The sequence below is a fragment of the Agrococcus sp. AC640b genome (assembly GCF_979255995.1).
The window spans coordinates 1-23,594 of sequence record NZ_CEEDMM010000012.1; the positions used below are offsets into that span (position 1 = coordinate 1).

General features: G+C 71.3%; 29 protein-coding genes and 1 pseudogene. 12 read left to right on the forward strand and 18 right to left on the reverse strand.

All coding sequences use genetic code 11. The features are described 5' to 3' along the window. The first annotated feature begins 6 nt into the window (after positions 1 to 6). On the forward strand, positions 7 to 153 hold the full coding sequence (locus ACZ6H8_RS06405; protein ID WP_464145739.1) for a DUF1905 domain-containing protein: 147 nt from the start codon (positions 7 to 9) through the stop codon (positions 151 to 153). Positions 154 to 552: 399 nt separating this feature from the next. Here the strand turns inward: ACZ6H8_RS06405 and ACZ6H8_RS06410 are convergent, their stop codons facing one another. The 3 genes from ACZ6H8_RS06410 to ACZ6H8_RS06420 are packed head-to-tail and all read right to left on the reverse strand — an operon-like array spanning position 553 to position 3,535. Next, the gene (locus ACZ6H8_RS06410; protein WP_464145617.1) at positions 553 to 1,881 is read right to left on the reverse strand and encodes a carboxylesterase family protein; all 1,329 of its coding nucleotides are present in this window, start codon (positions 1,879 to 1,881) and stop codon (positions 553 to 555) included. A gap of 32 nt (positions 1,882 to 1,913) precedes the next feature. After that, complete coding sequence (locus tag ACZ6H8_RS06415) at positions 1,914 to 2,213, reverse strand: DUF1905 domain-containing protein (protein WP_464145619.1); 300 nt, start codon at positions 2,211 to 2,213, stop codon at positions 1,914 to 1,916. 59 nt (positions 2,214 to 2,272) lie between these two features. Continuing rightward, positions 2,273 to 3,535 (reverse strand): serine hydrolase domain-containing protein, encoded by a 1,263-nt coding sequence (locus tag ACZ6H8_RS06420; RefSeq protein ID WP_464145621.1) that lies wholly within the window; start codon positions 3,533 to 3,535, stop codon positions 2,273 to 2,275. A 233-nt stretch (positions 3,536 to 3,768) separates the two neighbouring features. Between ACZ6H8_RS06420 and ACZ6H8_RS06425 the strand changes: the two genes are divergently transcribed. After that, positions 3,769 to 4,158 carry a pyridoxamine 5'-phosphate oxidase family protein gene (locus tag ACZ6H8_RS06425; RefSeq protein ID WP_464145623.1) on the forward strand — a complete coding sequence of 130 codons (390 nt, stop codon included), beginning with the start codon at positions 3,769 to 3,771 and terminating at the stop codon, positions 4,156 to 4,158. Between the two features lie 95 nt (positions 4,159 to 4,253). Here the strand turns inward: ACZ6H8_RS06425 and ACZ6H8_RS06430 are convergent, their stop codons facing one another. Further along, a complete protein-coding gene (locus ACZ6H8_RS06430) occupies positions 4,254 to 5,135 on the reverse strand; it encodes an AraC family transcriptional regulator (protein WP_464145625.1) in 882 nt (293 codons plus the stop codon). A 112-nt stretch (positions 5,136 to 5,247) separates the two neighbouring features. Here ACZ6H8_RS06430 and ACZ6H8_RS06435 point away from each other — a divergent pair, with 112 nt between their 5' ends. Further along, complete coding sequence (locus ACZ6H8_RS06435) at positions 5,248 to 6,198, forward strand: DNA-3-methyladenine glycosylase family protein (RefSeq protein ID WP_464145627.1); 951 nt, start codon at positions 5,248 to 5,250, stop codon at positions 6,196 to 6,198. A gap of 19 nt (positions 6,199 to 6,217) precedes the next feature. Here ACZ6H8_RS06435 and ACZ6H8_RS06440 read toward each other — a convergent pair whose 3' ends face one another. Continuing rightward, complete coding sequence (locus ACZ6H8_RS06440) at positions 6,218 to 6,823, reverse strand: GNAT family N-acetyltransferase (RefSeq protein ID WP_464145629.1); 606 nt, start codon at positions 6,821 to 6,823, stop codon at positions 6,218 to 6,220. Positions 6,824 to 6,958: 135 nt separating this feature from the next. On the opposite strand from ACZ6H8_RS06440, the gene ACZ6H8_RS06445 reads away from it, so the two are divergent. The 3 genes from ACZ6H8_RS06445 to ACZ6H8_RS06455 all read left to right on the forward strand — a co-directional run bounded on the left by ACZ6H8_RS06445 (position 6,959) and on the right by ACZ6H8_RS06455 (position 9,722). Next, entirely contained in the window at positions 6,959 to 7,585 is a 627-nt protein-coding gene (locus ACZ6H8_RS06445; protein ID WP_464145631.1) for a hypothetical protein, read from the forward strand. Positions 7,586 to 7,707: 122 nt separating this feature from the next. Then, the gene (locus ACZ6H8_RS06450) at positions 7,708 to 8,316 is read left to right on the forward strand and encodes a DUF1775 domain-containing protein (RefSeq protein ID WP_464145632.1); all 609 of its coding nucleotides are present in this window, start codon (positions 7,708 to 7,710) and stop codon (positions 8,314 to 8,316) included. Then, positions 8,313 to 9,722 carry a PepSY-associated TM helix domain-containing protein gene (locus ACZ6H8_RS06455; protein WP_464145634.1) on the forward strand — a complete coding sequence of 470 codons (1,410 nt, stop codon included), beginning with the start codon at positions 8,313 to 8,315 and terminating at the stop codon, positions 9,720 to 9,722. Before ACZ6H8_RS06450 ends, ACZ6H8_RS06455 begins: the two co-directional genes overlap by 4 nt. Positions 9,723 to 9,771: 49 nt before the next feature. On the opposite strand, the gene ACZ6H8_RS06460 is transcribed toward ACZ6H8_RS06455, so the two are convergent. The 4 genes from ACZ6H8_RS06460 to ACZ6H8_RS06475 all read right to left on the reverse strand — a co-directional run bounded on the left by ACZ6H8_RS06460 (position 9,772) and on the right by ACZ6H8_RS06475 (position 11,637). Then, complete coding sequence (locus tag ACZ6H8_RS06460; RefSeq protein ID WP_464145636.1) at positions 9,772 to 9,969, reverse strand: hypothetical protein; 198 nt, start codon at positions 9,967 to 9,969, stop codon at positions 9,772 to 9,774. Between the two features lie 50 nt (positions 9,970 to 10,019). Then, positions 10,020 to 10,505: a hypothetical protein gene (locus ACZ6H8_RS06465; protein WP_464145638.1), complete on the reverse strand. Its 486-nt coding sequence runs from the start codon at positions 10,503 to 10,505 to the stop codon at positions 10,020 to 10,022. 71 nt (positions 10,506 to 10,576) lie between these two features. Then, on the reverse strand, positions 10,577 to 11,281 hold the full coding sequence (locus tag ACZ6H8_RS06470; RefSeq protein ID WP_464145640.1) for a cation efflux transmembrane domain-containing protein: 705 nt from the start codon (positions 11,279 to 11,281) through the stop codon (positions 10,577 to 10,579). Continuing rightward, positions 11,278 to 11,637 (reverse strand): ArsR/SmtB family transcription factor, encoded by a 360-nt coding sequence (locus ACZ6H8_RS06475; protein ID WP_464145642.1) that lies wholly within the window; start codon positions 11,635 to 11,637, stop codon positions 11,278 to 11,280. Before ACZ6H8_RS06475 ends, ACZ6H8_RS06470 begins: the two co-directional genes overlap by 4 nt. Before the next feature lie 92 nt (positions 11,638 to 11,729). Here ACZ6H8_RS06475 and ACZ6H8_RS06480 point away from each other — a divergent pair, with 92 nt between their 5' ends. From ACZ6H8_RS06480 to ACZ6H8_RS06490, 3 genes and pseudogenes are all read left to right on the forward strand, one after another. After that, positions 11,730 to 12,071: a hypothetical protein gene (locus ACZ6H8_RS06480; RefSeq protein WP_464145644.1), complete on the forward strand. Its 342-nt coding sequence runs from the start codon at positions 11,730 to 11,732 to the stop codon at positions 12,069 to 12,071. Positions 12,072 to 12,126: 55 nt separating this feature from the next. Then, positions 12,127 to 12,495 (forward strand): annotated as a pseudogene (locus ACZ6H8_RS06485) (class I SAM-dependent methyltransferase); the annotation flags it as partial. A 98-nt stretch (positions 12,496 to 12,593) separates the two neighbouring features. Then, positions 12,594 to 12,719, forward strand: coding sequence for a hypothetical protein (locus ACZ6H8_RS06490; protein WP_464145743.1), 126 nt, complete (start codon positions 12,594 to 12,596; stop codon positions 12,717 to 12,719). Between the two features lie 201 nt (positions 12,720 to 12,920). On the opposite strand, the gene ACZ6H8_RS06495 is transcribed toward ACZ6H8_RS06490, so the two are convergent. Continuing rightward, a complete protein-coding gene (locus tag ACZ6H8_RS06495) occupies positions 12,921 to 13,976 on the reverse strand; it encodes a DUF418 domain-containing protein (protein ID WP_464145645.1) in 1,056 nt (351 codons plus the stop codon). 213 nt (positions 13,977 to 14,189) lie between these two features. On the opposite strand from ACZ6H8_RS06495, the gene ACZ6H8_RS06500 reads away from it, so the two are divergent. Then, on the forward strand, positions 14,190 to 14,639 hold the full coding sequence (locus tag ACZ6H8_RS06500) for a hypothetical protein (protein ID WP_464145647.1): 450 nt from the start codon (positions 14,190 to 14,192) through the stop codon (positions 14,637 to 14,639). A gap of 56 nt (positions 14,640 to 14,695) precedes the next feature. Here the strand turns inward: ACZ6H8_RS06500 and ACZ6H8_RS06505 are convergent, their stop codons facing one another. Together ACZ6H8_RS06505 and ACZ6H8_RS06510 are read right to left on the reverse strand one after the other, a co-directional pair. Beyond that, a complete protein-coding gene (locus tag ACZ6H8_RS06505; RefSeq protein ID WP_464145649.1) occupies positions 14,696 to 15,886 on the reverse strand; it encodes a glycosyltransferase in 1,191 nt (396 codons plus the stop codon). Positions 15,887 to 16,348: 462 nt separating this feature from the next. Continuing rightward, entirely contained in the window at positions 16,349 to 16,657 is a 309-nt protein-coding gene (locus tag ACZ6H8_RS06510; RefSeq protein WP_464145651.1) for a hypothetical protein, read from the reverse strand. A gap of 82 nt (positions 16,658 to 16,739) precedes the next feature. Here ACZ6H8_RS06510 and ACZ6H8_RS06515 point away from each other — a divergent pair, with 82 nt between their 5' ends. Further along, complete coding sequence (locus ACZ6H8_RS06515) at positions 16,740 to 17,378, forward strand: hypothetical protein (RefSeq protein WP_464145653.1); 639 nt, start codon at positions 16,740 to 16,742, stop codon at positions 17,376 to 17,378. Between the two features lie 149 nt (positions 17,379 to 17,527). Here ACZ6H8_RS06515 and ACZ6H8_RS06520 read toward each other — a convergent pair whose 3' ends face one another. The 3 genes from ACZ6H8_RS06520 to ACZ6H8_RS06530 all read right to left on the reverse strand — a co-directional run bounded on the left by ACZ6H8_RS06520 (position 17,528) and on the right by ACZ6H8_RS06530 (position 19,610). Beyond that, positions 17,528 to 17,986 carry a nitroreductase family deazaflavin-dependent oxidoreductase gene (locus ACZ6H8_RS06520; RefSeq protein ID WP_464145654.1) on the reverse strand — a complete coding sequence of 153 codons (459 nt, stop codon included), beginning with the start codon at positions 17,984 to 17,986 and terminating at the stop codon, positions 17,528 to 17,530. Then, the gene (locus ACZ6H8_RS06525) at positions 17,970 to 18,464 is read right to left on the reverse strand and encodes a MarR family winged helix-turn-helix transcriptional regulator (RefSeq protein ID WP_464145656.1); all 495 of its coding nucleotides are present in this window, start codon (positions 18,462 to 18,464) and stop codon (positions 17,970 to 17,972) included. Before ACZ6H8_RS06525 ends, ACZ6H8_RS06520 begins: the two co-directional genes overlap by 17 nt. 312 nt (positions 18,465 to 18,776) lie before the next feature. Further along, a complete protein-coding gene (locus ACZ6H8_RS06530) occupies positions 18,777 to 19,610 on the reverse strand; it encodes a hypothetical protein (RefSeq protein WP_464145658.1) in 834 nt (277 codons plus the stop codon). A 103-nt stretch (positions 19,611 to 19,713) separates the two neighbouring features. Here ACZ6H8_RS06530 and ACZ6H8_RS06535 point away from each other — a divergent pair, with 103 nt between their 5' ends. Then, positions 19,714 to 20,376, forward strand: a complete 663-nt coding sequence (locus ACZ6H8_RS06535; protein WP_464145660.1) for a hypothetical protein — start codon at positions 19,714 to 19,716, stop codon at positions 20,374 to 20,376. A gap of 226 nt (positions 20,377 to 20,602) precedes the next feature. Here ACZ6H8_RS06535 and ACZ6H8_RS06540 read toward each other — a convergent pair whose 3' ends face one another. From ACZ6H8_RS06540 to ACZ6H8_RS06550, 3 genes are all read right to left on the reverse strand, one after another. Further along, complete coding sequence (locus tag ACZ6H8_RS06540) at positions 20,603 to 20,947, reverse strand: hypothetical protein (RefSeq protein WP_464145662.1); 345 nt, start codon at positions 20,945 to 20,947, stop codon at positions 20,603 to 20,605. Then, entirely contained in the window at positions 20,944 to 21,111 is a 168-nt protein-coding gene (locus ACZ6H8_RS06545) for a hypothetical protein (protein WP_464145664.1), read from the reverse strand. Before ACZ6H8_RS06545 ends, ACZ6H8_RS06540 begins: the two co-directional genes overlap by 4 nt. Before the next feature lie 68 nt (positions 21,112 to 21,179). Further along, entirely contained in the window at positions 21,180 to 23,546 is a 2,367-nt protein-coding gene (locus tag ACZ6H8_RS06550; protein WP_464145666.1) for an ATP-binding cassette domain-containing protein, read from the reverse strand. Between the last annotated feature and the right edge of the window lie 48 nt (positions 23,547 to 23,594).

The window sequence follows — 23,594 nt, forward strand, 5'->3', positions numbered from 1 at the left end:
ATCCCCGTGCGCGGGCGGGTGGGCGACACCGAGTTCACGACGTCGCTGTTCCCGCGCGACGACGGCTACCTCGTGCCGCTCAAGGACGCCGTGCGTCGGGCGGAGCACGTCGCGCTCGGCGACCGCGTGTCCATCCGGCTGCGCATCGGCTGACTCGCCTCGAAGATCCACGCGACCTGCCGTCAGGGTGCGTTCGAGGCGGTTCGACGGCGTTCAGAGGGGTCACGGAAGGCGATCCTGCTCGCTCCTGGCAACTTCCTCGGAACTTTCCTCGCCGAGGACGCCTGCCACGGCGCCACGAGGCGCATGCTGAAGGTGCGCGCCGGGACCACCGTCGCGCACCGCGCCCGCAGCGACCTCCGACCGAGGCGCGCACGGCGCCGAGAGGGGAGCGACCCATGCCCGACCGCGACAGCGATGGCGACACGCAGGCACGCTGGCCCGACGAGGCCGTCGAGGCACCGTTCGGGCAGTGGCTCGGCCTCATCAACCACGGCGACTGAGCGCACGAGCCCCGCGCCCGCGAGCGCGAGGTGCACAGGGAGTCGGGCGTCAGACCCGTTCGTGCACGAGCACGCCTGGGATGACGCCGCGACGCGGCAGCTCGTCGCCTCGGGCGAACGCCGCCCAGATCCTGCGCACCTCGCGCGCGCCCGCGTCGAGCTCGTCCCAGTCCGCACCCTCGAGCACGGCCGCACCCTGCCACGTGCCGCGATCGCCGAAGAGGAACGGCAGATCGATCGCGTGGGCTGACCCGAACCGGTTGCCCCGCGCCGACCACGACAGCACGTAACGGTGCGCGATGCCCCCTGCGTCGCGATGGCGACGTGCCCACACGTCGGCCGGCGCGCCGTAGACGCGGCGCGTCAGCGCACGTTCGAGCGCGTCGACGATCGCCCTGCCGACGATCGGCACGCGCTGCACGGCCCGCAGCGGCGGCACGAGCTGCAGGAAGAGCATCGCCTCCTGCGCCGTTCGGCCGACGAGCACGTCGATGCTCGGCGCGACGGCGTCCCACGCGGCGTCGAGCTGCGACCCGCGCGGCAGCGGGTGCGTGCCGTCGTGCACGCCGAACGCCATGCCGGCGCGCAGCCCCGAGCGAGAGCGATTCGCTGCCGCCTGCACGCCGGCCTGCGCCGCCACGACCGCCTCCACGGGCGCATCGATCGGGATCCGCCGCGCGGCGTCGAGCATCGCAGCCGACATGCGCGCACGTCCCTCGCGCAGCCCGAACGGAGCGCTCTGCACGATGGCGCGCGCCATGAGCCGTTCGGCGCCCGGCACGGCCATGAGGTGCGCGATCGCGTCGCCGCCCGCCGACTGGCCGTAGGCGGTGACGCGGGCGGGGTCGCCGCCGAACGCGGCGACGTTGCGCTGCAGCCACGCGAGCGCCGCGAGCAGGTCGAGGAGACCGAGGTTGGCGGGCGCTGCGTCGACGCCGCGGAAGGCCAGCACGCCGAGCCGATAGGTCACCGTCACGGCGACGACGCGCTGCTCGACGACGAGGGATCGCGCGTCGTAGAGCGGCGCGTCGCCTGCGCCCGACACGTACGAGCCTCCGTGCACCCACACCATGACGGGCAGCCGCTCGTCGACGTCGACGTCGGCGGGCATCGTGATCGAGAGCCGCTGGCAGTCCTCTCGCTGCGGCAGCCCGCCCGTCGGGCTGCCGACGACCCGCTCGAGGTGGGGCGATGGCGGCTGCGGGCAGGCAGGTGCCGGCGTGGTCGCCGAGCGCGGCTCCGTCTCATCGACGACGGGCCGTGGCTCCTCGAAGCGCCCGGCCGTCGCGTACGGGATGCCCGTGGCCCGCACGACGTCGCCGTCGACCCATCCGATCACGGGACCGCTCGGTGGGGTGAAGCGCGGCTGCTCGATCATGCGTGCTCCGTGGTCGTCAGGTGGGCGGCGCGTCAGAGGTCGACGAGCTCGATCGCGACCCCGGCGACGCGCTGGCCGAGCCGGAGGCCCTCCGCCTCGCGCACGGAGCGCTTCACGGGAAGCACGTACACGCCCTCTCCGCCTGGGAAGATCGACGTGCGGAACCGCGTGCGTCCGATGGTCGCGTCGACGCGGAACGAGCCGAAGCCACCCGCCAGCGAGCCTGCGACCTCGCGGATCTCCGCGGCGGCCTCGGCGGGCACGTCGACGAACGTCCACAGCTCGCGCCTGGCCGTCCAGCGGTACAGCTCGGCGTCGAACTGATATCGCATGCGTGCCATCCTCGCAGCCGCCGCCGACACGTCGTCGCGTCGAGTCGGCGGAGGCAGCGTCAGTCGACGACTGCGGCGTTCGCCGTGGCGACGAGTCGCAGGTTGTGCGGCAGCGCGCCGTCGAACCCCGGGGTCGACATCGTGAGCAGCACCGTGTCGGCACGAGGGTTCACGACGAACTTCGTCGAGAAGAAGCCCTGCCAGGAGTAGGCGCCAGGCGCACCCAGGAAGTGCTGCGACCCCGCAGGGGCGTTCTCGCCCTCCTGGATGTCGACCATGTAGCCCCACTTGTTCTGCGTGAGCTGCCAGTTCGTCTTGTCGCCGATCTGGTTGGTCGTCATGAGCCGCACCGAGGCGGGGGAGAGCACGCGGACGCCGTCGAGCTCGCCGCCGTTCAGCAGCATCTGCGCGAAGCGCAGGTAGTCGGCGGTCGTGCCGTGCAGGCCCCCGGCGCCGCTGAACATGGTCCGATGCGGGCTGAAGGAGTACTCGGGGCCGAGCAGCCCGGCCCCCAGCGGAGCATCCTCGAGCTGCCGTTCGTCTCGCCCCGCCCAGTACACCGCAGCGAGTCGGTGCTGCTCGGACTCCGGCACGAAGAACCACGTCTCGGCCATGCCGAGCGGCTCGAGGACGTTGCGACGCTGGTAGGTGTCGAAGTCGAGGCCCGACACGACCTCCACGAGCCTGGCGAGCACGTTGACGGAGTTGTTGGAGTAGTCGAACATCGCCCCGGGCTGCGCGATGAGCGGCACGGTCGCGAGTCGCTCGAGGACCTCCGCGAGATTCGTCGCCGGGGCCTCGAACGTGTCGATGACGCCCGCATCCTTGAGCAGCTGGGGCACGACGCCGTAGACGGAGGGCTCGAACAGGCGATGCCACCACGTGTTGGTGTAGCCGGCCGTCATCGTCAGCAGATGATGCACGGTGATGGGTCGCTCGGCGCTCGCGAGCCGCGTGACGCCCCAGTCCTCGACGACGGCGACGCGAGGATCCGCGAGCTCGGGCAGCCACTGCGCGACGGGGTCGTGCAGGCCGATGAGCCCGCGCTCGAACAGCTGCAGGACGCACGCCGCCGCGACCGTCTTCGACATGGAGGCGAAGCGGAAGATGGAGTCGAGCTCCATCGGCACGCCCTCGTCGGCCTTGCCGAACGCCTTGGCGTAGCAGACCTTGCCGTGCCTGGCCATGACCATGACGGAGCCCTGGTAGGCGTCGTCGGCGAGATTGCGGCGCTGCAGCTCGTCGAGATGCTCGAGATGCCGCGACGAGACGCCGACGTCCTCGGGATCGACCTGCTGCTCCAGCGTGGACGTCGTGCCCATCGGTGCCTCCTCGCGACCGTGCGTGCGGGCAGCCTAGCCCGGGCACATGTGCGCGCGACCAGGCGGTGCCCCGATGCGCGCCACACGGTGCTCGGCCGCGATGCAGGAGCGCGGTGGCTGGCACGGGACGTCGTTCGGTGCGGCTGCGATCGCGTCGAACGCAGGCCGACCGTCGCCGGTGCCGCCGACGCCCCGCGTGCACGATCGGGCCGAGACGCTGCGACGATGAAGGCATGGAGCAGCCCGAGTCCTTCGCCGCGTTCTGGACCGAGCGGCGCCTGTGCATGCTCGCGACCCCCAGACGTGACGGTTCGATCCACCAGGTGCCCGTGGGCGCGACGTGGGACGCCGAGGCTGGGCTCGTGCGCATCATCGCCTCCGGCGACAGCGTCAAGGCGCGGATGCTGCGCGCCCGGCCCGGCACGCGCGTCGCCGTATCGCAGGTCGAGGGCAGGTGGTGGAGCACGATCGAGGGCACGGCCACGGTGTCCGGCGACCCGGTCCGTGTCGCCGACGCCGTCGCGCGCTACTCGGCGCGGTACCGCGCGCCGCGGGAGAACCCGCAGCGCGTCGTGCTCGAGATCGTCGCGACCCGGTTCCTCGGCACGGTCACGCCCGACTGACGTCGGGCGCGGCGACCGGTGTCGAGAGCGCTCTCGGCGTCGTCCAGCCGTTCCACCCGCGTGGGCAGCCCGACTCCTCGAGCCGTGGCGACGGGCTAGGCGCGCTCGACCGGCAGCCACAGCTCGCACGTCGCGGTGCTGAAGTCGGCTGCGCGCTCGAGGATCGCGACGATCGATGGCCCTGGGCGCAGTCGCCACGGGTTCGACGGGAACCACTCCGTCGCGGTGGCTGCCCACACGGCCTGCAGCGCGTCGGGGTGGGGGCCCTCGGTGCGGAACACCGCCCACTCGCCAGGCGGGACCTCGATCGCGTCGAGGTGCTCGTCGGTGGGTGCGTCGACCTCCACTGCGACACCGTGGAGGTAGGTGAGGTCGGTGCCCTCCTCGCCGTCGGGGTCGACGTCTGCGCTCACCTGCAGCAGCCCGCTCGGCTCGGTGCTGCCGAGCGCCTGCAGCCGCGCGTGCTCCTGCTGCGGGATCGCGGCGACGTGGGCCTGGATGTGCGGGTTGATGCCGTGGTGGATGAGCGGCACGCGCGCGGCGTGCCCGACGAGCCGGAATGCCGGGCGGTTGGCGATGCGGACGTCCATGGATGCGTTCCCTTCGACGGTCAGGCGGAACCTGAGCTGCGGTTGCGAGCGAAGGGGGCCGCCGTCGCGCCGCACGTCGGCGGGAGCGACGCCGTGCACCGATCGGAACGCGCGGTTGAACGCCTCCGTCGAGCCGTAGCCGTGCCGCATGGCGATGCCGAGCAGGTCGTCGTCGCCGATGAGGTCGGCGGCGGCGAGCGTCATGCGGCGACGTCGTACGTAGGTCGCGAACGGCATGCCCGCGAGCGACGAGAACATGCGCCGCACGTGGTGGCCGGTCGTGCCGAGCGCGCCGGCGATGGCGTCGACGTCGATGCCGTCGGTGCCGATCTCGTCGGCGAGCCGTCGCTCGACGATGTCGACGATGCGGTTGAGCGTGGCGATCACGGGGGGCCTCCTTCGTCGTCGATGGTCGTCGCGTCTGCGCGCTCGCACCCGATCATCGCGGTTCGATGCGGTCGGGTGCGCACGACGGTGGTGCGTCGTAGCCTCGAATGCGATGCCTGCCCTCGACGCCGCCGCGACGCTGCCGACAGCGGACGCGAGCGTGGAGTGGACGCCGCGCCATCCCACGGACCTCGTGCGCACGCTCGGCAGGGCGCAGCAGGGCCGCTTCGATCCCACGCAGCGACGCACCGCGGATGGGGCGGTGTGGCGCACCATCCGCACCGCCGACGGCGCCGCGGTCGCCCGACTCGACGCGCGAGGGACCGCGCTGCGCTGCCTCGCCTGGGGCGCGGGCGCCGACGCCGTCGTCTCGCGTGCGCCGTGGCTGCTGGGCGACGCCGACGATCCGAGCGCGTTCGTGCCCGTGCATCCGTTCCTCGCCGCTGCGCACCGCCGGCACGCGGGCATGCGCATCGTGGGCAGCGGCGACATGCTGCACGGACTCGTCGGCGCGATCCTCGAGCAGCGCGTCGAGTACGCGGTGGCGCTCGCATCGTGGACGCGACTCGTGCAGCATCTGGGAGCGCCCGCACCGCATCCGGCACCGCGCGGCATGCGCATGCTGCCGGACGGCCCGGCATGGTTGGGCGTGGGGCAGGGGGACTGGCGTGCGTTCGGCGTCGACATGCGCCGCGCCGCCGCGATCCGATGGGTCGCGGCGCGTGAGCGGAGCCTGCAGCGGCTCGTCGACGACGCGCGTCCCATGGAGGAGGTCGATCGCGTGCTGCTGACGCTTCCCGGCGTCGGGCCGTGGACGTCGGCCGAGGTGCGCCAGCGCGTGCTGGGCGACGCCGATGCCGTGTCGGTGGGCGACGTGCACCTCGCACGCGACGTCGGGTGCACGCTCGCGGGCCGTGCCTTCGACGACGCCGAGCTGCTCGCGTTCCTCGAGCCGTGGCGGGGGCATCGGTACCGGGTCACGCGACTCGTCTACGCCGCAGGTGCCACGCAGCAGCCGCGCCGCGCCCCGCGTCGGACTCCCGGCCCCAGACGCACGGCGTGAGCCGCGTTCCACGCGACCCCTACGCCTCCGCACCGCCTTCTGGCTGCGGGCGCCACATGCCGATCGGGTAGCCGCCGGGTGCGATGTCGATCATCGTCTGCGCGCGGAAGTCGAAGCGCTCGTAGAGTCGACGGCTCTCGGGGGTCGTCGCCTCGAGGTAGACCGCGCCGGAGCCTGCGTCGAGCCTGCTGCGCAGCAGCGCCGCGCCGATGCCCTGGCCGCGCGACGACTCGGCCACGGCGATCTCGGCCAGCAGCCAGTGCGATGCGGCGGGTCGAGCGCGTCGGCGACGACGCATGGCACGCACCGACGTGGCCGCGAGGGCGGGGCCGACGGCCCACACGTAGCGCAGCGTCTGGCCGAGCACCGCGCGTCGCCGGCGACGCGTGCCCGGCGGCTCCCACGCCGCGACGCCGACGATGCGCTCGTCGACGACCGCGACCTCCACGACGCCCTGGTCGAAGGCACCCGCCCGCAGCTCTGCCTCGTAGAGGGTCGTGAGACGTCGCAGCCTGCAGCGGCGCGCAGGCAGGACGCGCACGCCGACGGGGTCGCGCAGCAGTGCTGCTGCGACGACGCGGGCGCAGGCGCGCGCCTCGGCGCGCGTTGCGACGCGGATGCGCACGATGCGACGCCCTTCCAGAAGTGAGGTGTGCTCAGCATATGGGTCGCCGACCACGTCCACGCGCACCGTCCACACGACGACGTCCGGCGAGCGGCACGGGCGTCGCGCGTCGCTCGTCGCGGCTAGGCTCGACGCATGTCCGAGTCGCGCGATGCCGTCGTCGGCGCGCGGCTCGATCGGCGTCGTCGCGCGCTGGCGCATGCACTGCTCGTCACGGTCCTCACCACCGTCGTCACCGGATGCGCGCACTCGTTCGCCGGGGGAGCGGCGCCGACGCCGATCCTCCTCGCTGCGGCCGGGCTGACGACCCTCCTGCTCCTGGCGCCGGTGCTCGGCGCCGCGGCGACGACGCCGCGACGCATCGTCGCCGTCGCAGTGGCGCAGGTCGTGCAGCACATGCTCTTCTCGCTGCCGCAGCCCGTCGCATCGGCCGACGAGGCAGGCGGCCACGCACACCATGCCATCGCGGCGCTGACGACGACGGCGGTGCAGGCTGCTGCGCACGAGCACGGCGACATGGTGCTCGCGCACGTCGTCGCCGGCGCCCTCACGCTCGTCGCCCTCGTGCTCGGGGCACGGATCGTCGCGGCGCTCCTCGCCGTGGTCCTCGGCGACCGCATCGCGCGCCTCGAGACCCTCGACGCGCCGTTGGGCACCTCGCGCCCCGCAGCGATCGCCAGGGAGCGCCGTGCGGTGCTCCCTGCCTCGTCGGAGCTCGCATCGCCGGGCGTCCGCCGCGGCCCGCCGCTCTTGCACGTCTGACGCTCGAGCCCCGATCGACGGGGCTCGACGCCGCTTCGTGCGGCGACTCCTCGGCGACCCATCGCGGCGCCGTCATCGTCACGACCGCGCCCGCATGCGGGCGCACCACAGGAGCATCCACCATGTCCACACCCCGCACCGTCGCGGGCGCGAGCATCGGCGTCGCCGCCGTGCTGCTCGCGCTCGCAGCCCCCACCGCGGCGTCCGCGCACGTGAGCGTCGACGCCACGAGCACCGCACCGGGCACCGCCTCCACCCTCGCGTTCACGATCGAGCACGGCTGCGACGCCGCACCGACGACGAGCGTCACGATCGCGATCCCCGACGAGGTGTCGGCCGTCACGCCGATCGCCAACGCAGGCTGGACGATCGAGCACGACCTCGTCGCCCCCGACCGCAGCATGACGTTCACGGCGCAGACGCCGCTGCCCTCCGACGTGCGCGACACGCTCGTCGTCGACGTCTCCCTGCCCGACGACGTCGCTGCCGGCACCGTGCTCGCATTCCCGACGGTGCAGTCGTGCGAGGTCGGCGAGCTCTCCTGGACGGGCCTCGAGGCCGACGCGGACCTCCCAGCGCCAACCCTCACGGTCGCAGCACCTGCCGCGGAGGCCGAGGCTGCGGCGCCCGACGCCACGGAGGGGCCGCTCGCGGCAGCGGCGCTCGTCGCGGCCGTCGCGGCAGCAGCGCTCGCCACGATCGCGCTGCGCAGGCAGGCGGCGAGGCGATGACCGCGTCGATCGAGGAGCGCACGGTGCTCCCGCCGCGCGAGTCCCGCGCGCCATGGGTGCCGCAGCTGCTGCGCAGGCTGCACTGGCTCGCGGGCATCCTCGTGGGCCCCTTCATCCTCGTCGCCGCGCTCTCGGGCGCCGCCTACGCCGTGGCACCCACCGTGGAGCGCGTGCTCTACGCCGACGCGCTCACGGCGACAGGCGAGGGCGTGCAGCTGCCGCTCGCCCAGCAGGTGGCGGTCGCGCAGGCGACGGTCGGCGACGGCGCGCAGCTGTCGGCGGTGCGGCCGGCGCCAGGCAGCGGCGACACGACGCGCGTGCTCTTCGCCGACGACGGTCTGCAGGAGAGCGAGTCTCGTGCGATCTTCGTCGATCCCGTCACCGGCGAGGTGCGCGGCGACATGACCGTGTACGGCACGAGCGGCGCGCTGCCGCTGCGGACTGCGATCGACCACTTCCATCGTGGCCTCGGCCTCGGCGACGTGGGGCGTCTGTACTCGGAGCTCGCAGCGAGCTGGTTGGGCATCGTGGTGCTCGCGGGGCTCGGGTTGTGGATCGTGCGGTGGCGCACGGGACGAAGGCGACGCGAGCTCGTGCGGCCCGAGGTGCGTGCGCGTGGTGGCAGGCGCCTGCTGTCGTGGCACGCATCCATCGGCATCTGGGTCGCGATCGGCGCGCTCTTCCTCTCGGCGACCGGCATCACCTGGTCGCAGCACGCGGGCACCAACGTGACCGATCTGCGCGCTGCGCTGGGTTGGACGACGCCGTCGCTCGACACCGCGCTCGCCGGGGGATCGGCCTCGGCGGATCCGCACGCGGCGCACGGCGGACACGGGGCCGGGGCTGCTGCCGCCGTCGCCGATCCGGCGCTGTTCGACGACGTCCTCGCCGTCGCGCAGGGCGTGAACGTGAACGTCGGCGCGGTCGAGATCCGGCCTCCTGCGCAGGACGGGCAGGCGTGGGTCGTGCAGGAGATCCAGCGCTGGTACCCCACGGAGGTCGACGCCGTCGCGGTCGACGGCGCGACGCTCGAGGTCGTCTCACGGGTCGACTTCGCCGACTACGGCGTCGTCGCGAAGCTCGCCAGGTGGGGCATCGACATCCACATGGGCCAGATGTTCGGCCTCGTGAACCAGATCGCGATGGCGGTGGTGGCGCTCGGCATCGCCGCGCTCGTCGTGCTCGGCTACCGCATATGGTGGACGCGCAGCCCGTACGCGCACCGACCGGGCTCGCCCGCGGAGGCCGGGGCGCTCGCCGCGGCGCCGTGGTGGGGCCTGCTCGCCGTCGGCGCTGTCGGCGTGGCGGTCGGGTTCCTGCTGCCGCTCGTCGGCTGGACGCTCGTCGCCTTCGTCGTCGTCGACGGGATCGTCGTCGCAGCACGCACCCGCACCGCGCGGGCCTGACGGCGCCCAGGCGTCGGCGCGCGGCAGCTGCCGCACGCCGACGCCTGCGTCAGGCGCGCGAGCGCTCGGGGTCGGCCTCATCGTCGTCGAGGTCGGGGCCGAGACGCACGATGCCGAGGAACGCGAAGGTCGCGACCATCGGCAGCGGGAACCACCACGAGTCGAACCCCGTCACGAGCAGCAGCACCGTGAGCCCGGCGAACATGCCCGCGAGGATGCGGAACGCCGTCCGTGAGCTCCGATGCATGCGGGCAGGCTAGCGCAGGCGTCCGAGCGTGGGCCGATGTCGCGGCGCCGTCACGGCAGCGTGTCGACGGTCACCGTGAGCACGGCCCACCACGGACTCTCCACGGGCACGCCGACCCGCCAGTCGTCGGGGAACGAGCGGATCCACGCCCAGTTCGCGGCGAAGGCCGCCACCGGCACGAGCGTCGCGACGCCAGCAGCGGCAGGGCTCACCCAGCGCGGCGCGCGCGCCTCACGAGCTGCCCAGGCAGCACCCAGCAGGGCGACGATGAGCACTGCGACCAGCGGCGACGGCGACAGCACGAGCGACAGATCCGTCGGTGGCTCGGTCGTCGGCTGACCGGCGGCGTCGAGCCACGAGCCGTCGGAGGAGATGCCGCCGATGCCGCGTCCGAGGCTCGCGGTGCCCAGCAGCAGGTAGCCGCCGACGAGCACGACCGCGAGGGGCAGCAGGATGCGGTGCGTCGGCCGTGGCGCCCGCTCGGTCGACCCCTCCGCCGTGCGTGCGCGCTGCCCCAGCATGACCTTCCCCTCCACCCCTCCACGCTCGCATGCGTCTCGAGCGAGATGCAAGCGTGCTCCGCGCCGCATCGTCGGCGGATGCGGCGTCAGGACGCGCAGCACGCGCAGGGCGCTGCAGGCTGCTCGACCTCGTCGTGGCCGTGCGGCTCCCGGTCGTGCGCGCGCGCTCCCGGTGCGCAGCACCCCTCGCCACGCCACGCCAGCACACCCTCACGCGCAGCGACCATCGCGATGACGAGTGCCGCGACCGCATCCGCCCACCACCAGCCCAGCATCGCGTTGGCAGCCAGTCCGACGAGCAGCGCGGCGGACAGGTACGTGCACAGCAGCGTCTGCTTGGAGTCGGCGATGGCCGTGGCCGATCCGAGCTCTCGCCCGGTGCGGCGCTCGAACCAGCTGAGGACGGGCATGACGGTGAGGCTGAGCGCGGCGATCGCGATGCCGACCGGGCTCGGATCCGGGCGTTCCCGCATGGCGAGCGCGAGCGCCGCATCGCCACCGACGTAGGCAGCGAGGGCGAAGAAGGCGATCGCGATGACGCGCAGCGCGATCCGCTCGCGACGCTTCGGATCGCGCCCCGAGAACTGCCAGGCCACCGCGGCCGCCGAGAGCACCTCGACGATGGAGTCGAGGCCGAAGCCGATGAGCGCGGACGACGAGGCGACGGCACCCGCCGAGAGGGCGACGATCGCCTCCACGACGTTCCACGCGATGGTGATGGCCACGACGATGCGCACGCGTCGCTCGAGGGTGCGGCGCCGCGTCGTGGGCGCAGGGTGCACGACCGTCACGCGCAGCACCCGCGCTGCAGGCAGTCGGGGTCGTCGCACGTGGTGCCCGCGTCGACCGCCAGCACGGTCGCGGCGAGCGCGGCGATCGCCACCCCGAGGTGCCGATCGGCGAGGGCGTAGCGCGTGCGACGTCCCTGCGGCTCGGCGACGACGAGGCCGCAGCCGCGCAGGCACGCGAGATGGTTCGACACGTTCGGCCGGGTGAGTCCGAGCGCTACGGCGAGCTCGGCGGGGTACTGCGGCTCGTCGACGATCGCCAGCAGGATGCGCGCACGTGTCGCGTCGCCCATCGCGCGCCCCAGGCGCACGAGCACCTCGACGGCGGTCCGCGTCGTCGAACCCTCATAGGTCAGCATGCGCTGAACCATACACCTGGCGCAGGGCGCCACGGTAGCGTCGTGCCGCGACGAGTCCGGCGGGCGCGTCGACGACGCGAGGAGACCATGCGATGGCCGAGTCGGACCCGAGTCCTCTCGCCCCCGGCGAGCCGCCTGCACCGAGGCCGGTGGTGGTCGAGCGCGCGACGCTGCCTGCCGAGCTGGAGACCCTTGCAGCGTTCGGCGAGGCGTTGTTCCGACGCATCGCCGCCGCGACGGGGCGAACGCCGGACGAGCCGCTCAGGGTGGTGCCGTTCGACGACGGGATCGCGGTCATGCAGCCGATGCGCGGTGGCGCCACGATCTTCGTCGGCGCCGATCGCACCGTGCTCTTCCAGACCTCCGCGGTCGGCTTCTCGAAGGGCGTCGCGGCGTTCCGCGCCGGCGAGCGCACCCCGCCGGAGCGGTTCTGAACGCGGCTCGACCAGCGCCACCACCGACGCCGACCGACACGACCGAGGAGCCGCGATGCGCGCCGACGCCTACGACCACTTCGCGAACGCCTACGAGGCCGAGAACGCCACGAGCCTGCTGAACGCCCACTACGAGCGGCCCGCGGTCGTCGACCTGCTCGGCGACGTGCGGGGTCGGCGGATCCTCGACGCGGGATGCGGCTCCGGGCCCCTGGCTGCGGCCCTCGTCGCACGTGGTGCCGACGTCGTCGGCTTCGACGGCAGCCCTGCCATGATCCGGCTCGCGCGTCGTCGACTGGGGGAGGCGGTGCCGCTGACCGTCCACGACCTGGCGCAGCCGCTGCCCTACGGCGACGAGAGCTTCGACGACGTCGTCGCATCCCTCGTGCTGCACTACCTCGAGGATTGGGACGCGCCGCTGCGAGAGATCCGCCGAGTGCTCAAGCCCGGCGGGCGTCTCGTGGCGAGCGTCAACCATCCCTCCGCCCGCCTGGTGAACGCACCCGGTGATGACTACTTCGCGTGCTCGACGAGCCCGCGCCCTCGTCCGAGACTCCGGCAGCGCTGCTGCCACCGCGCATCGCGACGGGGGAGCGCAGCGCCTTCCTCTGCTTCCTGTTCGTCGTCGCCGAGCGGCCAGTCGTCTAGGGCATCGCCAGGCGACCGACCTCGGCCGCCTCTCAGGCGCTTCGCGAGACCGTCTCCGGGTACCTGCCGTTCGCTGGCGACCAGGACACGGTCGAGGACGTGCAGATCGGCGACGTGCGCTGGTCGGTGGAGGCGCGATGCGCTCGACGCGGTGAGCGTCGCATGCAGCAGCGCCGCGCACGCATCGTGCGCCATCCACCGTCACCCGGGCGCGGCACCGTTCGAGCGCGCATTCCTCGCGGGCTCGACCGGGAGGAGCAGCGGCACCCGTGAGCGCCAGGTCGCCATCCTCCACGCCCACTCGATCGGGCCGTACCTGAAGCGCGTCAGCCACAGCCTGCTGAGCAGGGATTGCGTCGCGATGAGCACGACAGCACCTGCGCAGACGGCGGCGAGGTCGTCGACCACCCGGAAGTCGACGACCAGCGCAGCGACGGCGAGCACGGCGGTTGCTCCGACGTAGTTGCTGAGCGCCATCCTGCCCAGCGGCTCGAACGCTCCGGCGAGCGCTCGTCGCACCGGCGTCTGCCAGAGCAGCGCGAAGGCGGTGACGTAGGCGACGGCGACGATGAGACCTGCGACGCCTCCCGCGGTCGTGAAGCGCGGATCGCCCGGCTCGGTGCTCTGCCACCACAGCGCCGGGATCGCGAGCGCCGCCGCGACGCCGAAGACGACCCAGACCGGTCGCCTGCCTTCGTTGAGGATGCGCGGTAGCCCATGCGCGGCCGCACCGGCGCCGGCGAGCAGGAGACCGGGCAGCGTGGTGATGCCTCCACCGGTGACCGCGTACGCGGCGACGGTGAGCGTGATCCCGGCGCACAGCGTGACCCACCGAGGAAGGAGCAGGATCGCCGGGAGCACGAGCAGCCCTCCGATCGCGTACTCGCGCAGGATCTCGCCCGGGTAGAGGAGTCCGTGGACGATGCCGATGGCCAAGAGCGCGCCGAGGCGGAGCACGAGCGGCCAGAGCGGTCGAGTGCCGCGGCGGTGAGCGCTGTCGATCACGAAGCGCATGCTCATGCCGAAGAGGAAGGCGAACACGGGCACGAATCGCGTCTGCACGGCGAAGTCGAGCACGGTCTGCAGCACGCTCGGGTCGGACGGGCCTGGTGGCAGATCCCCGCCGAGCCGGGTGATGTCGGGCACGTTGACGAGGAGGATGCCGAAGAGCGCGAAGCCGCGCAGCGCGTCGACGAGTCCCCACCGCTGCGCTGTGGTCGTGCGAGGGCGCGAGCCATCGGAGGTCGTGAGGGGCATGACTCCAGCGAACCCCGGTCGCCGCTCGCGCGAGTCCTGCTGCGGGATGAAGCAGCTCCGTCTCGAGATGGACGTCGACCGGCTCGAGGTCGTCGCTCCGGCTCCGACGGGCGTGGCTGCGACGCCAGTGCTCACCGCTTGACCCCCCGAAGAAAAGCCCACGGTGTACCCAGGGAACGGTCATAGGGTGGAGGAACCGACGAAGGAGTGCTCATGGCCGGCAAGCCCACCGAAATCGGGATCCAGCGAACCGCTCCCGACGCGGCCGCGTTGGCCGTGGAGCGCACGATCGACGGCTCCGGCCGCCACGGCGACCCGGTGCCCGGTCGGCGCCGGCACATGGCCGTGGGCATCGCGATGCTCGTCGTCGGCATCCTGGCGACGCTCGCCGCACTCGCCGTCCTGGGCTCGCGCATCGGCGCGACCGCCGAGGCGGTGCGCGGGACCGAGCTCGACCCAGCGAGCGTGTTCTTCCTCGGCACGGCCGGATCGGGTGCCGAGCTGGCGCTCGTCATCGTGCTGCTGCTGCTCGTGCCCGTGGGCGTCGTGCTCGCCGCGCTCGGCTACCGACGCGTCACCGATGACGGGCCCTCGTTGCCTGCGGTGCACGTCTCGAACACGCCGAACAGCATCATCAGCCGGCACGCGTCGCCTGGGAGCTGACTGCGACGGGGATCACTCGCGACCGAGAAGCGGTCTGAGCGGCGGCCGGCGAGCCGCTACAGCGACGCGACGACATCCAGCGCGGTCGCCGTGCCGTCCTCGTGCTGCATCCGCTCGGCGGCTGCCGCGACCTGCGTCCTGTGCGCGGGCACGTCGTCGAGGGCTGCCATGAGCCGTGTGCTCGTCAATCGCCGCTGCCGGATGGGCGAGGGCGTGAGTCCGCGACGGTGCAGCATCGCACCCCAGAACGGCTGGTCGGCGATGAACGGGACGATGATCGACACGGTCCCCGCTCGCGTCGCCGCCTGCACCGTGCCGATGCCTCCGTGGTGGACGGCGGCGTCTGCGTGCGGCAGCACGAGGTGGTGCGGCACGGAGCGCGACACGAAGACGTCGTCGCCACGCAGGTCAGGCGCGATCCCGATGCCGCCGAGCCCCGTGGCGACGAGAAGGCGTCGCTCGTGGGCGCGTGCTGCCTCGACGAGGGCTCGACCGCGCGCAGTGGCATCGCCGAGCGCCATCGACCCGAATCCGGCGTAGACGAACGGCCCACCGGCGACGAACGCCGCCAGATCCGGCTCGAGCTCGGCCGTCTCGTCGCGCATCGTCCAGGCTCCGGTGAGATGCACCTGCGCTGGCCAGTCGTCCGGCCGCTCGAGCAGCGCAGGGCTGATGGGCAGCAACGTCGCGGCCGGTGGTGGCATGGGCCGGCTGCGCCGCGTGCCGAGCATGCGTGCGGCTTCGTCGAGCGCGTCCGAGAACATCGATGCGGCGCTCGACGCGGCACGGTAGGTGAGCCGGTTGATCGGTGCGAATCCGGTCGTGATCGTGCCTGCGGCGGGGAACGCTCGCGTCGGCGTGACGGCCGGGACCATCTCGACCAGGATGTGGGGGATCTGCAGCGCGCGGGCGATGAGCGGTGCCGACAGGATCTTCGGGTGCGCGACGATCACGTCCGGTCGGAATGCGAGCGCCGCCTGCGCAGCACCGACGATCACGCCTCGCATGATCGGCTGCACCCTCGTGCGGTAGGTGCGCAGCGCAGCCGCGAGCGAGACCCCGTGATCCTCGATCATCGCCGTGAAGTCGACGCCGAGACTGGCGACGTCGAGGCCGTCCGCAGCCACGCCCGCGTTGTCGGGTGCAGCGACCCGCACCTCGTGACCGGCAGCGACGGCAGCTCGCGCGAGCGCGACGAAGGGTTCGACATCGCCTCGCGAACCGGCGGTGATGAGCAGCAGCCTCACGCCGGGACCTCCTTCTCGCTTCGGTCGCAACAGTGGCACGGAGTCTCGGTGTGCTGCTCGACTCGTGCCGTCGACCGGCGTGGACACGCGGGATCCGGGAGATGCAAGGTGCGAACGATGCTGCGGCACCCGGGGGAGTGGCGTGCCTGCGACGGTTGGATCTCGGGGACGTCGACCTAGGTCGTGAGCTCACTGCTCGATGCTGGCCGTGAGGCTGAGCGATCGTGAGCGCGGACGCCGAGTGCACCGACGGCCGCGACGACCGGTGCCGCCGATGGAAGGCAGGGGATCACCGGTCGCATCGCGCGCTCTTCCGGGTAGTCGAGGTCTCCGAAGTCGGCGATCGTGCCGAACCACAGCATCGCAGCCACGCATCCGATGTGCGCGAGCCACACGAGGCGCCATGCCCACTCGACTGCGCTGCGCTGCCTGCAGCGGGGAGCTCCACACACGTCACGTCGGTCAGCGCTTCCGCACTGGCGTGATCAGCACTCCGCCGAATCGTGCCTCGGAGTAGTCCCACTCGCGTCCATCGACCCACACCCGCGCCGAGATGCAGGGGAGCGGTTCGCGCTCGCCGTTCGGCCAGTGCAGCACGAACCCGCCGCCGAACGATGCGTTCGATCCAGCCACGCGTGCGCCGTTCGCATCGACTGCGCGATCCTCGCAGTCGTGGCACAGGTACTCGGGATACCGGTCGGATTGGGCGACCTGAGCGCCGCAGTTCGGGCAGGGCTGCGTTCCACGCGAACCGGGAAGAAGCGGACTCATCCGATGAGCGTAGGCCGAGCGACGCGCGTGCCGTTCTCCCTGGTCTGTGGCTCGAGGCAAGCAGATCGTTCGGATGCCGGTCGTGGGCGCGCTGCACGTGTCCGACGTGCAGGACGCCGCGCTAGGTTCCTCGGACGCGCTCTGCGCCGCTACCAGGGAGAGATCTGTGAGTGAGAAGCCGCCGTTGATCCGCGGACAAGGCGTTCGCCTGGTCGGCCCAGCACTCGGGTTGGTGCTCGGGCTCGTGGTCCTGATCGTCGTGCAGCTCTCCATCGCAGACGGGGCACCACCGATTGCGCTGCTCATCGCCGCTGGGGTCGCGGTGGTCGCCGTGGTGGGATCCGTGGCAGTCGGGTTGCTCCTCGGACGCAGGGCATTCGGCCAGCGGCTGGAGATCGCACTTCGGCCAACGGGAGAGACCAGGTGGCGCCACGGGTACATCGACGCGGCTCACGGACGCATGCGCTTCCACGCCTACAAGGCGCAGATCCGCTTCATGACAGGCGAAGCCGTCGACTACGTCATCGAGGAGGTTGGTGCCCCGTCGGAGCGTCGACCTTCGAAGCGGCAGGTGCTGTCGGTGAATCCAGCCCTGCACATCATCGATGTGGTGACCGATCGAGGGCCGCTCGAACTGGGTGTGCAGGCCCACCAGGTCGAAGACGTCCGAGCGCGCCTGGCCGCCGAGGGCGGGGCGGCCAGCTCAGTCCAGGACGCGTAGAGCGTCGGAGCTGGCCGATCATGTCGACGTGTGCGGGATCGTCGACCTGGAGCGACGTGCGATCGGGGAGCAGCACTCGCTTCGACTGGACATCGGGGATGTCGACGGAGGTCGTGATCGTCCGGCCGGTCGCGGCGGAGTGCGCAGCCCTAGCGAGTATGGGCGCCCGCGGAATCGACCTTGAAGGCGACGCAGCGGGGTGCTGCAGCTGCGAAGTCGTCCGGGCCGGCGTTCTCGCCGACCTCGAAGATGCGCGCGGCGACCTTGCGTCCCTGGCTGTGCTGGTGCCAGTAGGCGCGCAAGATGGGCCCGCGCTCTTCCTCGGGGAGCTCGGTGAACGTGACGCGTTCACGACCACGACCGTGCTTGAGCTCGCCCTCGCCGGCGGCGCGGACGTTCTTGACCCATTCCATGCGTCGGCCAGCGACCACGTAGCGGGAACCGTCGAGCGCGACGAGCGACACCGGCGTGGACCTGGGCTCTCCGCTCTTGCGTCCTGGCACGGTGAGGATGCGCGGTGGGCCAGCAGCGATGCCGAGGCGGTTGACGAGCTTGACCAGTGCGTTGCCGTACTTCAGCATCGGCGGGAGGTCAGGACGGCGGTTCATGCGCGCTCCTCTGAGATTCGTGATGGTCGTAGCCCTGCACGGCTGCTCCGATGGTGTGCAGCACCCGTCGCGCAGTGTCGATGTCGCCCGGAGTCAGCGCCGCTCCGGCATGCTCGGCCCACGGGCGTGCGCGCGTCGCGGCGGCCGCCATGACGCCGGACCCATGCGTCGTCATGACCACGAGCTGTGCGCGGCGGTGCCTCGGGTTCGACTCGAACGTGACGAAGCCGTCGCGCACGAGGTCGTTCACGATGCGCTGCACGTTCTGGCGTGAGACCTCGAGATCGCGCGCGAGCGAAGCGACCGACCGCGGGGGACCGACGGCGACGGCGCCGAGGACCTGCCAACGCGCGGACGTCAATCCGAGGTCGGCCACGAGTCGATCGCCCGACGCAGTCAGCACGTTGCCCAGCTGGAACACGCTCAGGATCAGGTCCTGGAGCGGCGGAGCGTGCTCGTCGTGCTGAGGAGTCCGCATCGCACCAGTCTATGACAACACATTGTCATCGACGTGCCGAGCGTCCTTGAGAGCGACCAGCCCGAGGGGCACCTCGCCAGCATGTCGCAGAGGCTGCAAGCGGCGAGATCACCGTCCATGGCCGCAGCAACGAGATTCGGGAAGCGATCCCAACCCGATGCTCGACGAGCGGTGAGGCTCATGGAGCACCTGATGAAGCACATCGGTAGGGGGTACTGCCAACGTCGACTGGATAGTGGGGATATCGACCTAGGTCGTGAGCTGCTGGCTGCCGACGTCGCGGGCAGTCAACCCGCGGATGCGCCAGCGCCGTCACGTCGACGGGATCGTTCGCTGCTGCTTCAAGGCGCGAAGGGCCGCAGCGTTCTCAGCGAACCGAGCTGCCTCGGCCCGGAATGCTGGGCTGCTCGAGGCGAGCCGCGCGACCTGCGCCTCGTACTCGCGGCGTTGCGGGAGATGCAGGCGGGTCAGGACGGGCAGTCGAGCCAGCGGTGAGAGGTCCTTGTTCCGTACGCGGACGCCGATGAACACGACGCGATCGAGCGCCTGCAACCGCGAGATCCAATCCAAGTCCTCGACGTCGATCCAGCTCAGATCGCGAGGACCGGCCGTGAGCCATAGCTCGCGCAGTGAGGTCGCATGCGCCAGCTGTCGATACTGCAGCGTGTCGGTCACCCCATGCAGTGCCAGTCGCTCCACGTTGGGCAGCGAGGCGAATGCACTGACGTCCGCAAGCTCGTGGACGCCTACGATGTTCAGCGATTGGATCTGCGACAGGCCGCTCAAGGCGTCGAGCGTTGTGAGATTCCGGCCACCGAGCTGCAAGTGCCGAAGGTCTTGCTGCTGCTCGAGCAAGGCAACGGCTGAGGGTGTCAGGATGCTCAAGACCGAGAGGGACGTCACCGGCTGCGGAACCTCGAAGAAGCTGGCCCACCGGCCAGTGAGCGGTACCGCAATGGCCGACTCTCCGCGGTAGTCCGACGGATCGTCCAGCATCGCCCCGGCGACGGCGCCCTGCATGAACTCAGGCATGGTGCGCGCTCCGATCTCGATGACGCCCGTCCGGACATCTGCACCAATCATGCATCGGCCGAAACGAGGGCCCTCGGTCGTCGGGCTCATCGTCTGATGCATCAGATGCAACATCGAGCAACCTCGCGGGCTACCGCCGCAGCACCCAGTGGTCGGGGAAGCGAACGGTCAGCGCACGGTTGACTGCGCAACTGGGCGGGTCGGTAGCGTGCCAACTGTGGACGGATATCTGGACGCAGCAGGGGCCTCCTGGGACGACGGACCCGAGGCAGGGGGATGGATCACGCCTCTCCTGGACGAGTTCGGTTCGACGCTCGGCCATGCAGTACCGGCCGGCTACGAGGCGCACGTGGTTGTGTCGATTCCTTCGGACGCCGGCAGTGCAGGTCGCGACGACTACGCGGTCCTGGACGCACTCCTGCACGAGCTCGCATCCCGCACAGGGGAGCAGCTGGTTCACGTCGCGCTCTGGGAGGGATGGGGGTGGCTGTACGACTCCGGCGATGATCCGCGTACGGCAGATGGCATGGGGGTGTTCGTGATCCCCAATGATCGGGAGGCTCTACTTCGCGCCCAGGAGGAGATGGCACGTCGTCGCGTCGCGCGGCCTGCGGCGCCACCGCTCGACCTGCCGCATCGGAGGTACCACCTGTGGTCCGGGCCGCTCTCGGCGGCCGCAGCCCTGCGACACCACGGGGACCTTCCCTCACTGGTCTGGCCCGAAGACCGTTCGTGGTTCATTGGCGCGCCGATCTACACAGAGGAGATCGCGTTGGGCGCCGACGTGGCAACCATCCGCGCTGTGCGTGACGCTCTGCGGGGCCATGGGCTCGACGCACGCGACGCGAACCGCCATGAAGTGCTTCAGATCGACGACTGACCCACGTCAGCATCAGCATCGGATGACGCATCGGATGCATCATTCGCCCGACTCGCTGCGGCGCGCGTTGAGCTCGTCGACGTGAAGAAGAAGCGGTCAGGGCGTGCTCTTGGCTGACGTACGGCGGACGGCTCTGCCGATACCAAACGAGCGAGAGAGGGGCACCACACACTTCGAGCGGACATAATGTGCATTATCGGCTTTGCGCCGTGAGGCCCGAGCGGGGTCACCGGCGCGGCGCGAGCGACTCCCACGCTCGCAGCGATGCTGCGAGCTCGCGCACCGCGAGCGCCGTCGCGTGGAGTCCGCGGTCCCCGAGGCGTGTGCGCAGCTCGTCCATGGCGTCGAGCGCTCGCGCGCGCAGGCGGTCGCCGTGCTCGTCGTCCTCCCACGTCGGCGAACCCGCGATGGTCGCCTGCAGCACGTGCACGTCGGCGATCAGGTCGACGAGATCATGGTCGAGCTCCGAACCCCACGGCGGCATCCACGGCAGCTCGATCGACGGCGCGAGCCCTCGCGCGTCGCGCGAGATGCGTCGACGCAGCGCACTGCGGGCGAAGCCGGAGATCATCTCGGGCCGTCGAGCAGCTCGTCCTCGTCGTCCTCGTGCTCGTCGCGGGTGCGCATCGCGAGGATCGCGAACGTCGCCGCGATCGGCATGCAGACGATCCAGACCGGCTGGCCAAGCGGGAGGAACACGAGCGTGAGCAGGCCGAACGTGATCGCGATCGGCACGAATGCCGACCTCGCACTGCGAGACCTGGTCATCGCTCCCCCAAACCTGTGAGAATCCTGAACGTCACTCACGCTCCCACGTACGCTGCCAGATGCTCGCCGGTGATCGTCGACCGCGACGCGACGAGCTCGGCCGGCGTGCCCTCGAACACGATCGTGCCACCGTCGTGGCCTGCCCCCGGCCCGACGTCGATGATCCAGTCGGCATGCGCCATCACCGCCTGATGGTGCTCGATCACGATGACCGACTTGCCAGAGTCGACGAGGCGATCGAGCAGGCCCAGCAGCTGCTCGACGTCGGCGAGGTGCAGGCCCGTCGTGGGCTCGTCGAGCACGTAGACGCCACCGTGCCTCTCCGCCATCTGCACCGCGAGCTTCAGGCGCTGCCGCTCGCCGCCCGACAGGGTCGTGAGGGGTTGTCCGAGCGTGACGTAGCCGAGGCCGACGTCGTCGAGGCGCGACAGGATCGCCACGGCAGCCGGCGTCCTCGCCTCGCCGTCGGAGAAGTACGCATGCGCCTCGGCGATGGGCAGCGCGAGCACCTCGCTGATGTCCTTGCCGCCCAGCGTGTACTCGAGCACCGACGCCATGAAGCGCTTGCCGCCGCAGTCCTCGCACGTGGTCGACACCGTCGACATCGGTCCGAGGTCGGTGAAGATGACGCCTGCGCCGTTGCACGTCGGGCACGCACCCTCGGAGTTCGCGCTGAACAGCGCCGGCTTCACGCCGTTCGCCTTCGCGAAGGCCTTGCGGATGGGCTCCAGCAGCCCCGTGTAGGTGGCGGGATTCGAACGCCGCGAGCCGCGGATCGCCGTCTGATCGATCGACACGACGCCGTCGCGCCCCGCGATGGAGCCGTGGATGAGCGACGACTTGCCGGAGCCCGCGACGCCAGTCACGACCGTCAGCACGCCCAGCGGCACGTCGACGTCGACGTCCTTGAGGTTGTGGGTCGACGCGCCGCGCACCTCGAGCACGCCGGTGCGCCCTCGCACCGCATCCTTCAGCGTCGCCCTGTCGTCGAGGTGCCGACCCGTGAGGGTGCCGCTGGCGCGCAGCGCCTCGACGGAGCCCTCGAACTGGATCTCGCCGCCGTGCGAGCCCGCGCGTGGGCCGAGGTCGACGACGTGGTCGGCGATCGCGATCGTCTCGGGCTTGTGCTCGACGACCAGCACGGTGTTGCCCTTGTCGCGCAGCTGCTGCAGCAGGTCGTTCATGCGCTGGATGTCGTGCGGGTGCAGGCCGATGGTCGGCTCGTCGAAGACGTACGTGACGTCGGTGAGCGCGGAGCCGAGGTGTCGGATGAGCTTCGTGCGCTGCGCCTCTCCCCCGCTGAGCGTGCCCGATGGCCGATCGAGCGACAGGTACCCGAGACCGATCGACACGAACGAGTCGAGCGTCTGCGCGAGCGACTGCAGCAGCGGCGCGACCGTCGGCTCGTCGATGCCGCGCACCCACGCGGCGAGGTCCGAGATCTGCATGCTGCACGCATCGGCGATCGACAGGCCGGCGACCTTCGCCGATCGTGCAGGCGCTGCGAGCCGCGTGCCATCGCAGTCCGGGCACGGCTGGAACGTCACCGCGCGGTCGACGAACGCCCGGATGTGCGGCTGCATCGACTCCTTGTCCTTCGACAGGATCGACTTCTGGATCTTCGGCACGAGCCCTTCGTAGGTCATGTTCATCGAGTCGACCTTGACCTTCGTCGCCTCCTTGTGCAGGAAGTCGTGCCGCTGCTGCTCGGTGAGGTCGCGGATGGGCACGTCGCCTGGCACGAACCCCGAGGCGACGAAGATCTTCACGAGCCAGCCGTCTGCGGTGTAGTTCGGCACCGTGATGGCGCCCTCGAGCAGCGACTTCGAGTCGTCGAACAGCTGCGACAGGTCGATGTCGTTGACGCGGCCGAGGCCCTCGCAGCGGGGGCACATGCCGCCGAGCATCGTGTGATCCTGCTCGACCGCGTGCGTGGCGGTGCCCTTCTCGACCGTCATCGAGCCCTGCACGCGCACGCTGGGCACGTTGAACGAGAACGCGTTGGGCGAGCCGATGCGCGGGTCGCCGAGGCGGGAGAAGAGGATGCGCAGCATGGCGTTGACATCGGTCGCGGTGCCGACCGTCGAGCGCGGGTTGGAGCCCAGGCGCTCCTGATCGACGATGATGGCCGTGGTGAGGCCCTCGAGCCGGTCGACCTCCGGCCTCGCGAGCGACGGCATGAAGCCCTGCACGAACGCCGGGTACGTCTCGTCGATCATGCGCTTGGACTCCGCGGCGATCGTGCCGAACACGAGCGACGACTTGCCGGATCCCGACACGCCCGTGAACACCGTCAGGCGACGCTTCGGGATGTCGAGCGAGACGTCCTTCAGGTTGTTCTCGCGCGCGCCGAGCACGCGGATGAGGTCGTGGCGGTCGGCGGGATGCTGTGCGGCGCTCATCGTGCTCCGAGGTTCGAGGAGGCGCGCCACGGTGTGCGTGGCGCGTCG